The sequence below is a fragment of the Allorhizobium sp. Av2 genome (assembly GCF_021462805.2).
Classification (GTDB): Bacteria; Pseudomonadota; Alphaproteobacteria; order Rhizobiales; family Rhizobiaceae; genus Allorhizobium; species Allorhizobium vitis_G.
On record NZ_CP192697.1, the window covers coordinates 200,971 to 215,731 of the forward strand.

13 protein-coding genes and 2 pseudogenes are annotated in these 14,761 nt (G+C 55.6%); 7 read left to right on the forward strand and 8 right to left on the reverse strand.

Translation table 11 applies throughout. From position 1 onward, the window contains the following. Positions 1-38: 38 nt before the first annotated feature. Entirely contained in the window at positions 39-440 is a 402-nt protein-coding gene (locus tag FS819_RS18970; protein ID WP_197434042.1) for a VOC family protein, read from the forward strand. Positions 441-599: 159 nt separating this feature from the next. Here FS819_RS18970 and FS819_RS18975 read toward each other — a convergent pair. Beyond that, a pseudogene (locus tag FS819_RS18975) lies at positions 600-749 on the reverse strand (DDE-type integrase/transposase/recombinase); the annotation flags it as partial. Positions 750-790: 41 nt separating this feature from the next. On the opposite strand from FS819_RS18975, the gene FS819_RS18980 reads away from it, so the two are divergent. From FS819_RS18980 to FS819_RS18990, 3 genes are all read left to right on the forward strand, one after another. Beyond that, positions 791-1,516 (forward strand): IS6 family transposase, encoded by a 726-nt coding sequence (locus tag FS819_RS18980; RefSeq protein WP_156547134.1) that lies wholly within the window; start codon positions 791-793, stop codon positions 1,514-1,516. Positions 1,517-1,583: 67 nt separating this feature from the next. Further along, positions 1,584-1,985 carry a type II toxin-antitoxin system tRNA(fMet)-specific endonuclease VapC gene (gene vapC, locus FS819_RS18985; protein ID WP_156547136.1) on the forward strand — a complete coding sequence of 134 codons (402 nt, stop codon included), beginning with the start codon at positions 1,584-1,586 and terminating at the stop codon, positions 1,983-1,985. 349 nt (positions 1,986-2,334) lie between these two features. Next, positions 2,335-2,622, forward strand: a complete 288-nt coding sequence (locus FS819_RS18990) for a type 2 periplasmic-binding domain-containing protein (protein ID WP_197434041.1) — start codon at positions 2,335-2,337, stop codon at positions 2,620-2,622. 395 nt (positions 2,623-3,017) lie between these two features. Here FS819_RS18990 and FS819_RS18995 read toward each other — a convergent pair whose 3' ends face one another. After that, the gene (locus FS819_RS18995; RefSeq protein WP_156547138.1) at positions 3,018-4,934 is read right to left on the reverse strand and encodes a methyl-accepting chemotaxis protein; all 1,917 of its coding nucleotides are present in this window, start codon (positions 4,932-4,934) and stop codon (positions 3,018-3,020) included. Between the two features lie 207 nt (positions 4,935-5,141). Here FS819_RS18995 and FS819_RS19000 point away from each other — a divergent pair. Continuing rightward, positions 5,142-5,858, forward strand: a pseudogene (locus FS819_RS19000) (IS6 family transposase). A gap of 244 nt (positions 5,859-6,102) precedes the next feature. Here FS819_RS19000 and FS819_RS19005 read toward each other — a convergent pair. The 6 genes from FS819_RS19005 to FS819_RS19030 form a co-directional block, all read right to left on the reverse strand. Further along, positions 6,103-6,594, reverse strand: a complete 492-nt coding sequence (locus tag FS819_RS19005; RefSeq protein ID WP_156547140.1) for a hypothetical protein — start codon at positions 6,592-6,594, stop codon at positions 6,103-6,105. 45 nt (positions 6,595-6,639) lie between these two features. Further along, positions 6,640-7,506 carry an ABC transporter permease gene (locus FS819_RS19010; protein WP_197434040.1) on the reverse strand — a complete coding sequence of 289 codons (867 nt, stop codon included), beginning with the start codon at positions 7,504-7,506 and terminating at the stop codon, positions 6,640-6,642. Beyond that, complete coding sequence (locus FS819_RS19015; protein ID WP_156547142.1) at positions 7,503-8,435, reverse strand: ABC transporter permease; 933 nt, start codon at positions 8,433-8,435, stop codon at positions 7,503-7,505. The genes FS819_RS19010 and FS819_RS19015 overlap by 4 nt, the downstream gene beginning before the upstream one ends. Beyond that, positions 8,432-10,084 (reverse strand): dipeptide ABC transporter ATP-binding protein, encoded by a 1,653-nt coding sequence (locus FS819_RS19020; RefSeq protein WP_234625132.1) that lies wholly within the window; start codon positions 10,082-10,084, stop codon positions 8,432-8,434. Before FS819_RS19020 ends, FS819_RS19015 begins: the two co-directional genes overlap by 4 nt. Before the next feature lie 12 nt (positions 10,085-10,096). After that, positions 10,097-11,683 (reverse strand): ABC transporter substrate-binding protein, encoded by a 1,587-nt coding sequence (locus FS819_RS19025; protein WP_197434039.1) that lies wholly within the window; start codon positions 11,681-11,683, stop codon positions 10,097-10,099. A gap of 66 nt (positions 11,684-11,749) precedes the next feature. Then, on the reverse strand, positions 11,750-12,643 hold the full coding sequence (locus tag FS819_RS19030) for a carbon-nitrogen hydrolase family protein (RefSeq protein ID WP_156547144.1): 894 nt from the start codon (positions 12,641-12,643) through the stop codon (positions 11,750-11,752). Positions 12,644-12,795: 152 nt separating this feature from the next. Between FS819_RS19030 and FS819_RS19035 the strand changes: the two genes are divergently transcribed. Both FS819_RS19035 and FS819_RS19040 read left to right on the forward strand, forming a co-directional pair. Further along, a complete protein-coding gene (locus FS819_RS19035) occupies positions 12,796-13,716 on the forward strand; it encodes a LysR family transcriptional regulator (protein ID WP_156547146.1) in 921 nt (306 codons plus the stop codon). 360 nt (positions 13,717-14,076) lie between these two features. Next, the gene (locus FS819_RS19040) at positions 14,077-14,628 is read left to right on the forward strand and encodes a DDE-type integrase/transposase/recombinase (protein ID WP_156547148.1); all 552 of its coding nucleotides are present in this window, start codon (positions 14,077-14,079) and stop codon (positions 14,626-14,628) included. The last annotated feature ends 133 nt before the right edge of the window (positions 14,629-14,761 follow it).

Below are 14,761 nucleotides of genomic sequence, written 5' to 3' on the forward strand. Positions count from 1 at the left end.
CTCCAGTGATGGGGGGCGGCAGCGATGGAGGAATGAGAATGTTTGCCAAGAATGTTGTTCACACGGGCTATTTGGTCAGTGATATCGAGCAATCCTTACGTTTCTACGAGAAATTCGGCTTTAGCGTGTATGTCCGCATGCCGATGGGCGACGCCGAGCAGAACAAGATTGGCGAGGTCGTCTTCCTGTCACTGCCGGGGGACGGGCCGCGGCTGGAATTGCAACAACTTTTCGCCGAACCGAGACCGGATGCGGGCAATGCGCGCGGCCATATCGGCATCACCATTGTCGACATGGACCTGGCGCTACAATCTCTGGCGAGTAGCGACCTATCCCCTGAAATTCCCCCTTTCCGACCTGTAAAGGGCGGCGCGACTATCTGTTTTTTCCGGGACCCCGACGGCCATCTCGTCGAGCTACTTGCCGGGCTTGATCTGTGAGACGTTGTTGCGCGGATCGCCGTTGATCTGATATCAGGCGGCGTCTGTGCGGAGATTAGAAAACGGGCTCTGTTGCAAAGATTTCAAATAGCAACGAAATTCCCCAACCTACTTCGTCAAGCGGTCTGACTTTCGAGATTCTGGGCGAGCGTGCCACGGCTTGCCGTGATCAGCCTCAACGACGTTGTTCAGATATTTGACCTGCCGGTGCACGAACTCTCCGGGGCATTTGCCTTCAGCCTTCAGTTGTGAAAGCGCGATACCGTAGGTCGGTGCCTTGTCGGTGTTGATGACGGTTGGCTTCTCCCAAGGCAGCGTCGCCTTGCGTTTTGTTCGATAGAGCGGTGGGCATGAACATTTCTTCGTCTACCTTCGCCTCCCATCGTTACAAACGTCACCGCTTTCCAGCCGAGATTATCGCTCACGCGGTTTGGCTGTACTACCGGTTTCCATTGAGCATGCGGCATGTCGAGGATTTGCTGGCCGAACGCGGTATTGACGTTTCGTTCCAGACGGTATCGGAATGGGCCGCCAAATTTGGCTCCGAGTTTGCTGCGTCGCTTCGCCGGCGCTCAAAGGGCGGCTTTGCCGATAAATGGCACCTCGATGAGATGGTGGTAACCATCAAAGGCCGGAAATATTGGCTCTGGCGTGCCGTCGATGCTGAAGGCTATGTGCTTGAAGCCCTTTTGCAAAGCCGTCGCAACAAAAAGGCAGCACTGAAATTGATGCGCAAGTTGCTCAAAGGCCTGCGCCTCACGCCCCTTGTGATGGTGACCGACAAACTCCGGTCCTACGATGCCGCCAAACGCGATATCATACCCGGCGTTGAGCATCGTTCGCATAAGGGGCTGAACAATCGGGCCGAAAATTCCCATGTACCCATAAGGCGGAGAGAACGGATCATGATGCGGTTCAAGTCTGCCGCGCAATGCCAACGTTTCATTTCAACCCACGGACCGATTTCCAATCTCTTTCTGGTTCACCGCAAACATCAAACTGCCGCCGATCACCGAACGCTTCGCACCGAGGCTACGGCCGTCTGGCGTGAAATCACGCTGCCACACGCCACATAAAATCGACCGCCGCTGCCATCTGACGTCCTGTTCAAGTTAAGGCGACGCTGCCGCGCGAAGCATTTTAATGCTGAAGTACATGCTAGACACTAACATCTGCATTTTCACGATTAAAAATCGACCACAGCAGGTGCGCGACGCGTTCAATCGTTTCCATGATCAATTGTGCATCAGCTCGGTCAGTTTGATGGAACTGATTTACGGAGCGGAAAAGTCAGCCAGTCCTGAAAAGAACCTTCCCGTTGTGGAGGGCTTCGCAGCGCGCCGTGAAGTGTTATCGTACGATGAACCGGCAGCAAGCCATACGGGTCAATTGAGAGCCGAACTGGCGCGCAGTGGAACTCCAATCGGTCCATATGATCAATTGATTGCGGGACACGCTCGCTCGCGGGGGTTGATTGTGGTTACGAATAATCGCAGAGAATTCGATCGCGTTCCCGGGTTACGGGTGGAAGACTGGATAGGCTAGTGTCAAACGTTTCACCATAGCCATCAATAGCATCGGATAACGTCTTTCCGTCTGCACCTACTGCCGGGTCGCAGGTTCGCATAAGTTCAAGGCGGTCGGAAGAAGACTGGCAGGTGAACGGACTTAATTTCTGTTCAAAACAGGTGCCGGCGCTTTACATCCCTTCAAGAGCCGCGAATCTGATCGTCAAATCGCACGCGTCAGTTGACATTCGCTTGAAAACAGCTGGCTGTCGATGAAATCGACGACGCCCGGACCTTCGGTGAAAGATGCCGGCTCGATGGCCAGATCAGGTTGAACTGGCCGGGCAGGCCGAGGTGATCGACAAGCAGCGGCCGCACCCGGCTATATGTCGGTGCTCTCGGCGGCCCAGGTCGCACCGGTGATTGCCATGGTGCTGAGCAGGATTGCCGGTCGTTACGCGGCACTTCTCGGCCTCGAGGTCAGCCCGCTACCCGGGAGTCTGACCTTTCTGCCGGTGAAAATGGTCTGGGCAAACCACGCCGACAGCGATCCGGCTAATGGCTGGCTGAGACAGCAAATCCGCGATAGCATTGCGTGCAGCCCGGTCGGTGGCCAGGAGTCGCATGTTTCGAGGAAGATCAAAGATGAATGCGTTGTTTCCGGGCATTCGTGAAACTCCCGAGTCAGTTAACCGCGAAGATACCGTCGCTTTTGGCACCGCGCGCCAAAACACAGGGTGGTTGGAGCGACGACTTAGACGGCGTAACTGCACGCCTTGATGCAATTTGAAACGTCGACTCAGTTGCGCGGCGTGTAGCAAACAACTGGATTGCTGAAGAAGGCGGAATGGATTCGCTTTCACTCAGGCGATTGTTATCTCTGGAAGTGCTCATCAGGCCCTCGAGATAAGGTTGCTCAGCGCGTATCGGTTCAGCAGCACCGCTGCCTGACTCCACCCACGAATCTCGCCAATGCTTGTGGTACCAAGAAAAAAATCCTGGTCGTGGAGCTGTAAGGCGGCGATCTCGATATCTTGACCACCGCCGTTGCCATTGTCTGATCCTTAAATCAGAATTCCGTCCATCCCTGCTTGAGCGCGGTATTTCCCTGTGACGCCGGACGGCCTGCCGTGACGCTGCGTCGCGGTGCAGCCATCGCTGCCGCAGTCTGACGCAGTGCGACGACCGGAGAAACGTTCGTGTTACCCAACTGGAAGTGGCTGACCAGATCACGCAACTTGGTGGCTTCGTTGGCGAGACCGTCCGAAGCCGCAGTCGATTCTTCGACCATAGCGGCATTCTGCTGTGTGCTCTGGTCCATCGAATTGACCGCCGTGTTGATTTCGGCGAGACCCGTTGCTTGTTCCTTGGCCGACGTGGCAATTGAATCCATATGGCCGTTGATCTCGCTGATCTGGCTGCCAATGGTTTTCAGTGCCATACCTGTCTCACGCACCAGGCGGACGCCACTTTCCACTTCAGTGTTGGAGTTCTGGATCAGCCCCTTGATCTCCTTGGCCGCTTTGGCGGAACGCTGGGCCAGTTCACGCACTTCCTGGGCGACGACTGCAAAGCCACGCCCGGCTTCGCCGGCACGGGCGGCTTCGACACCGGCGTTCAATGCCAGTAGATTGGTCTGGAAGGCGATCTCGTCGATGACGCCGATGATGCTGGAAATCTGCTGGGAGGATGTTTCGATGCGGCCCATAGCGTCTTCGGCATAGCTCACCACCTCTGCCGACTTGACCGCACTCTGATTGGCCTGGGCGGCGGCTATGCGCGCCTCGCCTGTTCGTTTGGAAGAATTAGCGACATTTGCAGTTATCTGGTCGAGCGCCGCGGCGGTCTCCTCAAGGGAAGCAGCCTGCTGTTCGGTCCGCCGAGAGAGATCGTTGGCGCCCGAGGAGATTTCCTTCGTGCCGTTGTCCATCGACGCAATGCTTTCCGACATCGCCAGCAACGTTTCGCCAAGCTGGCTGACCGAGCTGTTAAAATCGAGACGCAGTCCTTCGAAGCCGGGCGAGAACGCCTCAGTCAATTGAAAGGCGAGATCGCCAGAGGCGAGCCGCTTGAGGCCGGCTGCAAGCGCGGAGGCAGCGAGATTAAGACGTTCGTCGGCTTCGGCTTCGGCGCGCTTTTGGTCGGCGGTTCTATTAACCTCCGCTTGCAGGCGATTGGCTTCTGCGTCCCGCTGGAGACGGGCGTTGTCAATCGCCGCCTGGCGGAAGGTTTCGACGGCGCTTGCCATGGCACCGATTTCATCGGCACGCCCGGCAAAGGGAATTTCGATGGTGACATCCCCCTCCGCGAGCTTGCTCATTGCACCAGTAATGGTACCAATCGGATTGGCGACTGCCCTGAGGATGAATAGAATGCTGGCACAGATCACCAGTCCCACCAGGCAGGTCGTCACCAGTGTGGTTAGTGTGTCCCTGGCATAGCCTTCATCGGCAACACCGGTGGCTTCGATCGCCTCTTCGACATTACCGGCGACGAGCGACTGAATATCGGCATTCAGATCGTTGGCGATCGGCGCCAGCTTGTGGATGAAGATATCGGCGGCCTCGTCGGTTTTGTGTTGCCGCGACAGATCGAACAATGCCGGAAGGGCATCTAAATAGTGTTTTGACTTCGCCTCAATGGTTTCCAAGGCTACGCGCTCGGAGTCCTTGTCTATGGACGCCTTATAGGCCGCGACGGCCTTGTTGAATTCTACCTCGGTCGCAACAATTGCCACGTCCAGCTTCGCCATGTCGGCAACGTCAGTCGCGATAATGTGCTTGGCCACCGCAAGCCGGAGTGACATGAAGGTATGATCCAGTTGTCCGGAGGCAACGATTGCGGGGATCGCATTGCTGCCGAGGTTTTGGCCGGTTTCGTGAAGGCTGGCACTGCCGGCATGCGAAAGATAGGCGAAAATACCGAACAGGATGCTGATCAGCGTTAGGACGCCGATCAGAGAAGATTTTATCGAGGGACGTGGCATACAATTGCTCCAATGGGCTAGGCATCGAAGCAAAAAAACGTGCTTTGCTTAAATGGGTGAAATATTTATTCAAGAATAATCGGAATAAATAAATTATTTCATTCTAATGGAGTTGAAAATCAGAATGATCCTAAAAAAGATATTTTAGCTGCTCGCGGGGCATCGTAACGTTAACCGGACATCGATCAAAATGTGGGATCTGGCTGCATGACCAGATCCAGCCGTGATCCCCTTTATCGTCGCCACCGATTTCCAGCGGAAGTGATTGCCCATGCAGTTTGGCTGTATTTCCGGTTTCCGCTTAGCCTGCGTATGGTCGAGGATCTGCTGGCAGTGCGTGGCATCATCGTCTCTCATCAAACCGTGCGGCTCTGGGCGGAGAAATTCGGCCGGCATTTCGCCAATGACATCCGGAGGCGCTCAGCCAGCAGGCTCGGTGACAAATGGCACTTCGACGAGGTTGTCATCACGATCGCCGGCAAGAAACATTGGCTCTGACGCGCCATCGATCAGGGCGGTTTTGTTCTCGACGTGCTGGTGCAAAGCCGCCGCGATGCCAAGGCGGCAAAGCGTTTGATGCGAAAGCTTCTGAAAGGGCAATGCCGTGCGCCGCGTGTGATAATCACCGACAAGCTTTGATCCTACGGTGCTGCGAAGCGCGATATCATGCCCGGCATCGAACATCGCTCGCACAAGGGCCTGAACAATCGGGCCGAGAATTCTCATCAGCCTGTCCGACGGCGTGAAAGGATTATGAGGCGCTTCAAGTCAGCGAGGCACCTTCAACGGTTCGTTTCCATCCACGATCCGATTGCCAACCTCTTTCACATTCCCCGCCACGACATTCCATCCACCCATCATCGCGAATTGCGAAAAACAGCCATGCAAACATGGTACCAAATCGCTGGCATTCAAGCCGCCTAAACCAGAACCTCAACCCCAGATCATGACTGCGAAGCGCTAAGTTTATATTGCCGCCGTGTGTCCTAAGCTCAAAAAAGTCTGGGATGATAACTGGCAGATCTACGGGATTCGTAAGCTCTGGCGACAAATGAAGCGTGAGGGCTCGGATGTTGTCCGATGCACAATCGCACCGTTCGGTCGGGTCAGCTTGAAATGTTCGGCGGTTATACCGATACACGCCAGACGATTGTCGTGAAGTCAACCGCTACTGATCACTCCTGGCGAATGTTTCAAAGAAGGCTTTCGACTTTCCATCCGGTGCCTTGCCGACGCCCCAACGTATCAAGGTGGATGCATCTTTTGCAAAACACCAGTATTGTCCGATAATCACATCGCCATCCAGCAGTTCCAGGACCTGAAATTCCGTTGCCGATAGCTGGCGTATCCGTACCTCGTTGAAGCGCGCATTACCAAACACCGGGCCAGTCACGTCATCTAGCGTGGTATCAAACTGGTTGATGTAAAGCTTGTCCTCATTGGTGTTATTCACGCCCTTGTAGGCGAGGAAATTCGGCGCGAAACGCATGTTCAACGTCAGTTTGAAACCTTTGGGAAACAGGCCATTGCTCCAGTAGCTGCTCGCGTGAACGGAGTGATAGGCGCCGCTGAGATGTCTGTTATCCCATTCCCCGAATGTTTCCTCCGGCAAGGGTGCGCCTGAGGCCAAACGTTCGATAAGAAAGTCGCTATGATTCATTGTTTTGATCCAGTTGTGGTTATGATCGGGCCGCCGTTCTCAACGTCAGCCGTTGCGCGCACCTCTGTTGCGCAAGGTCGGGTCAAGCTGATCGCGCAGCCAGTCACCCATGATTGACACGCTGAGTGCGAGGCAGACAATGATCCCTCCGGGAAACATGGTCAGCCACCAGGCGGTGGTCAACCGATCGCGACCATTGCTCATGATCTCGCCTAGGCTGGTCATGGGTGGCTGAACTCCCAGACCCAGAAAGCTCAGGCCAGTTTCCAAAAGCACTGTGAGCGGCAGATTGATGGTGAACTGCACCAAAATCACATTAAAGATATTGGGCAGGATATGGCGCAGGTAGATGCGGGCGGTGGAGGCCCCCATGACGCGTTCAGCGGTGATATATCCGCGCTCACGGACAGAAAGCGTCGCGGCCCGCACAAGCCGGGCATAGGTTTCCCACCCGCCAAAGCCGATCATGATGATCAGCAGCGTCAGGCTGCTCTTGAAGATGGCCAGCACAAACAAGGCAATAATGATGATCGGGATGGATGCCTGAACATCGACAGCCATCATGATGATGCTTTCAAGCCGTCCCCGCCGCCCACCGGCCACAAGGCCAAGGAATGAGCCGAGCACAGCCCCGATCAGCGTGCCGGTCACGGCCACAAGCAAAGTGACTTGAGAACCCATGGCAAGCCTTGCGACCAGATCGCGCCCGCGATCATCCGTGCCAAGCAGATGCTTGGGATCACCACCCAGAAAGCTTGGCGGCTTCAGGCGCTCCAGAAGAGAGGTTTGACGAAAATCAAAATGGCTGAGAAGCGGCCCGAACAGGGCAAACAACACGAACAACCCGGTGAAAATTGCGCTGATCCGGACAGCCCAGGGCATGGCGGACCAGATGGCGCCAATCCGTCTCATGGCGAACTCCTGCGGATTCTCGGATCAAGGACTGTGTAAAGGATATCGACCAACAGATTGGCAATGGTCATGGACAGCCCCACCATCAGCACGAGGAACTGCACCACGGCAATATCGCGGGTGGCGACAGAGCGCACCAGCAATTGGCCGACGCCGGGCCAGGCGAAAACCTGTTCGGTCACCACCGCTCCGGCAACAATACCTCCAAGACTGAAACCCAGCATGGTCACCACCGGAATGGCGGCGTTCGGCACGGCATGGCGCAAGAGCCGCCTTACATCTGGAACGCCCCGCGCCTCCAGAGCACGCATGAAAGGCTGATTGAGCGTCTCAAGAAGAGAAGACCGCGTGAAGCGGGCAAATGCGCCCATATGCGCAAGGCCAAGCGTTGCAGCCGGTGGCAGAAGCGTCACAAGCGATATAGTGTTGCTGGCCGATGCGCCAAAGAAAATGCCAAAGCCAAATGCGCCGACCAGAATGACGATCAAGCCGAAGAAGAAATTCGGCATGGCAAAGGCAAAAACGGAAAAGCCCATGACCAAGCGGTCAATGGCGCTGTTGCGATGAAGCGCTGCGGCAATGCCGATTGTCAGCCCGAACACCAGCGCGATCAGAAGCGACGTTCCGCCCAGCGCAAGGGTTGCGGGCAGTCGATCCATGAAAATCGCCGCAACCGGGCGCCCGGTGTGGATTGAGTAGCCGAAATCTCCCTGCGCCAGATTGGTGAGGTAGCTGAAATATTGGACTGGTAGCGGTTTATCGAGCCCCATTTTGATGCGGTAGGCCTCGACCACTTCCGGCGGTGCATCGGGCGGTGCCAAAGCCTCGGCCGGATCGCCAGAGAGCCGGATGAAGAAAAACACAATCGTGACCACGATCAGCAATGTGAGCAGAGAGCGAAGAAACCGGAACAGGATGATACGGGTCATGCAGGGTTCCCAATCGCTTCAGTTCTGTGGCGTTGCCCGAGGGCTGTGCGGGAAAGGCCCGCCTTATCCGGCAGGCAATCCAGCAGCATCCGGGTGTAGGCGTGCTTGGGAGAGCCAAATACCGCCGCCGCTTTCCCCTGTTCGACGGCTTCGCCTTTCAGCATCACGGTCACATCATCGCAGATCGCTGCTGCAACCCGCAGATCATGGGTAACAAACAGCATGGCAAAGCCGAGTTTTTGCTGAAGTTCAGCAAACAGACCGAGAATCTGGGCCTGAATGGATACATCAAGCGCGGAAATGGCCTCGTCCGCAATCAGAATGTCTGGCTCAACCACAAGGGCGCGTGCAATGCAGATGCGCTGCTTTTGGCCACCGGAAAATTCGTGCGGAAACCGCTCATATGTCGATTGCGGCAATCCGACAAGATCAAGCATGCGGCGTGCCTTTTCTTCGGCCTCACGCCGGGATACGCCATGGATAACGGCCCCTTCCGCAATGCTGAACCCGGCGGCTTGGCGCGGATCAAGCGCGCCTGCGGGGTCCTGCTGCACCAGCTGTATTCGTTTGCGCATGGCGCGGGACAATCCTGATGTGACATCCACACCATCCAGAAAGACCTGACCGCCCGCGAGCGGCTCCAACTGCAACAGCCCCTTGATGAAGGAGGATTTTCCTGAGCCGCTCTGGCCCACCAATCCGTGGGTCTGGCCTCGTAACAACTTCAGAGACAGATGGCGCACGGCATGAATGGAGCGATTTTGCAAAAGACCCACTGGCTGCTGGTAGGTCAGCGAGATATCGCGGGCCTCCAACACCACGTTTGTCGGGTTATTCTGTCCGGGTGGAATGGTCCGGGCGGGCAGGCTTTCCAGCAATTGAATCGTGTAGGGATGCTGTGGATTTGTAAAAATGGCTTGTTTTGAGCTGCTTTCGACGATTTGACCGTGCTGCATGACCACGACGTGATCAGCGATATCCGCAACGACGGCCAGATCGTGGGTGATGAAAATCAACCCGGCCCGGTATTGAGCCTGCATGTCACGGATCAGGCGCAGGATTTCGGCTTGGGTGGTGACATCCAGCGCGGTTGTTGGCTCATCCGCAATCAGCAGGGACGGGTGCAGCGCCAATGCCATGGCAATTGCGATGCGTTGTGCCTGCCCACCAGACAGTTGATGCGGAAAGTTTCCGTGGATACGGGCAGGGTCTGGCAATTGAACCGCAGTAATCATCTCCAGCGCATGTGCGCGGCGCTTGGCAGCATCTTTCATGCCATGAACCAGCAGCAATTCTTCGATTTGCCGCCCAACCGACATCACCGGATCAAGGCTTGGGCCAGCTTCTTGAAAAATCATACCAATGCGGTTGCCGCGCAGCCGCTGCATCAAGGCCCGATTGCCTTGGGGAAGGGCCGCTCCTTCGAAACGGATTTCGCCGCTTAACTGCGTCAGACCATCGGGAAGCATGTCCAGAATTGCCTGCGCTGTCATCGACTTTCCCGAGCCGCTTTCTCCGACAATGCACAGACACTGACCGGGCCAGACATCCAGATTGAGATCGTTCACCGCAAAAGGCCGATCAGCGCCCTGCGGCAGGCTGATCGTCAATCCCCGAACGGACAGTAGGCTGTGCTCCGAGGTTTCCACGCTTAACCTCCGTTACTTCACAGTCATGAAGGTGCTATCGAAAATGGTGAGTTGCGAGCCGCTTGGATTCCATTTGAACTTGTCGGAAATCGCGAAGGTTTGCACGTTGCGCCACAAATCGAAGCCGGGTGTCACGTCTTCCCAATCCTTGACCAGATCAAGATAGGCCGCCTTCTTTTCCTCAAAACTTTGCGCCTTTTCAAAACGCTCGCCATCCTTCACATAGGCTTCCGTCGGCACCCATGTGCGGTGGCTGGCTGTCACGCGGCTAGAGGATGGCCCCCAGTCCAGCCACAGCGGGCGATAGGGATCGCCGGTGAACTCGGATGACATCGACATGTTCAGCAAGTGAAATGGCCGTTTGTAGGCCAGCGAAAAATTATCCACCACGTTCAATTGAACATTGATGCCAAGATCACGCCACGTCTCAACCATATATTCGGCAGCGGCCTCATAATTGGGATAAAAGCCGCGCACAATGTTCCAGATCAGTGTCTCGCCCTTGTATTTGGTCTTTGCCAGCAAGGACTTCGCCGCTTCTGGATTATAATCATACTGGCCTTTGCGGGCGGGATCGTAAAAGGCCCCGTATTCCGGGAAGTTGAAAGGCGCGGGGGTAATGGTCAGATCACCCCACAGAGCCTTGGTGATGGCGGGTCGATCAATGGCCATGACCATGGCCTTGCGCAGATTGGCATCCACCAGGGGATTGTTCTCCATGCCGTCCACAGTCAGTGTATTGAAAGCGGCCAGCGGATAATTGCCGATTTGCGTGACAATCAACGTCACGCCTTTCATGGCCTTGACCTGCCCCAGTTGGTCGATGGGCACATCCACGATCATATCGTAATCGCCAGAGGCCAGCCCGGCCAGCCGCGTGGAATATTCCGGCACAATCTTCCAGGTGACGCTTTTCAGCGGTGGTTTTCCGGCCCAATACTCATCAAAAGCCACCGCCGTCGCATGGCTGGAAGGGTCGAACTCGGTCACTTTGTAGGGGCCGGTGCCAATCGGCTTCTGGCCGAAAGCGTCCGTGCCCACCTGCTGGTAATAGTTCTTCGGAAGGACATATCCGATCGGGGTTGTGAGCCGATTGATAAATGTCGGGTCGGGGAAGGATGTCTCCAACTCGACGGTAAAATCATTGATGGCTTCAACGCGGACCAGTCCACGGGCGTAATTTTTGCCGCGTGGGGCCATGGGCTTTTCGCCCCACAGACGCTCCGAGGACAGCGAGAATGCAACATCATGTGCCGTCATGGCATCGCCGTTCTGGAATTTGACACCCTTGCGGATGGAAAGGGTCCAGACTGTTGGCTTTGTTTGCTCCCATTTCTCAGCCAGCCAAGGCACAAGGGTATTGCCATCCTGATCGGTGTTATAGTTGCGGCGGATCAGGGTATCGAACACATTGCCGTAAACGCGACCGCCGGTCGTGGAAATGCCGTTGACAGGGTCAAGCGTCGTCCAAAGATTATCAACCGCGAAGGTGAAATTCGGGCGCTCTCCTTGGGCCGCGGCAAGCGATGACCCAAGCGGTAAGACGGCCCCGATGGGAGCAGCAAGACTGAGAGCGACGAATGTTCTGCGTTTCATCATGGCATGCTTCCCTCTGAAGTGTTTTCACATGACCAGACATGGTGCTGATCTTGTCCCGATAGATGGTCAGGCGGCAGAAACGGATTTGGTCTCGTGCTGATCCGCGCCAAACGAATAGGCGCGCTCATTGGCCAACGACGGAATGGAGGCACGCGTTGTTGCCACGCATGTCAGGTCAAGCTCCGCAATGGAGAGGCCAATGTGTTTTTCCATATCGACAAGAACCTTGCCCCAGGGATCAATGATCATCGATTGGCCCCAGGTCTCGCGCCCGTCATCGTGCTTTCCGCACTGGGCGGCGGCCACCACGAAACAGCCATTTTCAATGGCGCGGGCGCGCAGCAGCGTTTCCCAATGGGCGACGCCGGTTGCCATGGCAAAGGCCGAGGGAATGAACAACACGTTCGCACCTGCTTTGGCATAATCGCGATAGAGATGCGGGAAGCGCAGGTCATAGCAGACACTCATGCCGAACGAACCCCATGGCGTGTGGGCCAAAACGGCCTGTCCACCCGGCGCATAACGGTCCGATTCACGGCTGGGCGGATGATCGGGCAAATTGACATCGAACAGGTGGATCTTGTCATAGCGGGTGTTCAGTGCGCCCGACGGATCAATCAGGTGGCTGCTGTTGGAAAATCGGGGCTCCTTCCCCCGTGAAAGCGGTGTGGAGCCTGTGTGTATCCAGATGCCATACTGCGCAGCAAGTCGCCTTGCCACAGCGAGAAAGGGGTCGTTGGCCTCATCCGTCACCTGAAGACGTGCCGCAGCCACATCCCGGTTGAGAAGACCGGACGCTTCCGGCAACGCTAGCAGCTCCACCCCAGCGCGGTGCGCTTCCTCTGCGAGAGCCTCAAGCGTTTCAATATTGCGCTGATGCGTGTTTGAGGAGCACATCTGCGCCATGCCCAGCTTCAGAGTTGATCTGGTTGGTGACCTGCTGGCTTTGGCGTCGCTCATTCCACACTCCAATCCATGGTTGCCTAAAAAGTCGGCATGCCCAAATTATCTCCGTATCCAGACTAGGTTGTGTTACCTGACAAAAAAAGTATAAATTTTGCGCCGTTCGTCTATATTTCTCACATGATATTCTTTTTTTGAGGGAAAATGCGTTGGCCAAAGACCGTCTGCCACCTTTGCGCGCCCTGAGAATGCTCGAATCGTTTCTCCACAGCGGCTCTGTGACAGCAACCGCACGCGAGCTAAACGTGTCGCACTCGGCCGTCAGCCACCAGTTGAAGCAGATTGAAGATTGGGCGGGAATACGGCTGGTGCGCCGCGAGGGGCGACATGCAATTTTGACAGAGGCGGGAGAAAGCCTGTCGCGCGTTGTCAATGAAAGCTTCGGTGCCATCCGGCATGAGTTGGACAGGCTGACGATGCGGGAGGACCTGCCGATATCCGTTGCGGCGCTCCGGATCGTCTTTCCCAACTGGTTGCTTCAAACAGTCCACGAATTTATGGCGACATACCCCGGGCATTCGGTCTATCTTCAAGAGCATCTTTCGGACCAACCGGTACTGCCCGAGCCGGATATCACCATTGGGTTTTCACTTGGCGGCGAGATTCCAGAAGGCGCCAGCCGTATTATCCCGGGTCGGGCCATTCCGGTGTGCTCTCCCGCCTTTCTGGCGCATCACCCTATCCGTGACAACGCGGATATTGCATCCTCCACACTGTTGCAGGATGAAGACATGCGGATGTGGCGCACATGGCTTGAAAAGGTTGGGATCGAGTGGGGACTGGGCGCAACGTTCGGGAAATGCTTTGTCTCTGGCTCGGCCCTTGCTGTTGAAGCGGCTCTGGCTGGTTTGGGCATTGCCTTGTGCAGAGAGGCGCTGATCAGCCCGCATCTCCAAAGTGGAGCGCTGGTTACTGTGTCTGATGTGGGCATAGACGATCAGTCCTGCTATTTTCTGATCCTTTCCCAACGCGGTGAAAGCCGCTTGGCAACCGTCAGATTGTCGGATTGGCTGAAACAATCCGTCGCGAAAAAATTTGGTCCACTTTGTCAGTCCTTTCCCTCTGCGTGACAGGGTGGAAAAATCCGGTAAGGCAATGTCAGCGCCGCGATACGGCGCATCAGGCCTTGAGTTTAACGCAAAGGCTGCTTCTACACAAAATAAAGGGTCAGACACATTGTAATCGCCACGTCGGCGAAGGCTTTCGTTATACGCCGGCCAATGCGGGATCGCTGCAGTACGTCCAATCAGTGGAACCTCTTTTCAGTTTCAATATTCGGTTTTCCGGATGTGTTTCACTCCGCCGCGACGGCTCGGTGAGTTTCAGCAGGATTTGAGCCACTTTTTGAGGTTCCGTCGCAAACTTTCTGTTCACCTGATGGCGTCATAGGTGTCATCTGATTTCCAGATTACAGACCGAGCTTTGCGCGTATGATCAGTTTCAAAGGCAGCCATTACCCGAAAGACGTGATTTTGTACGCGGTGTTTTTGTACGTCCGATATGCCGTTTCGTATCGTGATCTGGAAGAGATTTTCGCGGAGCGCAGCGTTAAAGTCGATCATGCGACATTGAACAGATGGGTTGTGAAATATTCACCCCTGATAGCCCGTGAGGCCCATCGGCGGAAATCAACGACCAGCACCTTCTTTGCTCGCACTATAGGCAATAGTGGCTGGCCTGAGAAAGTTGTCATAGACAAGAGCGGCGCCAACCTTGCCGGATTGCAAAACATGAACTGGTTGTTGCTGTTCCACGGCTGGTTCTGGCTGATCGAGATTGTCCAGATCAAATATCTCAACAACATCATTGAGCAGGACCATCGTTTTATCAAGAAGCTGACGCGACCGATGAAGGGTTTCAAATCCTTTTCATCAGCATCGGCTACATTGGATGGAATTGAGGTCGCCCATATGATCAGAAAGGGCCAATTCCAAACAGCAGGCCAATCCGCCTTTCAGCAATTTGCTGAACTCGCTGCATAACTGCGTCCGGCGATAGCCACACCTGCGATCATTTCAAAAATTTGCGACGGAACCCTCTTGAAAACACCTCGAGGTTTGCCCAAGCCGGTACCGATCGGTGTACTGGACGCTGGCATTAGTCGTTCTATGGCGA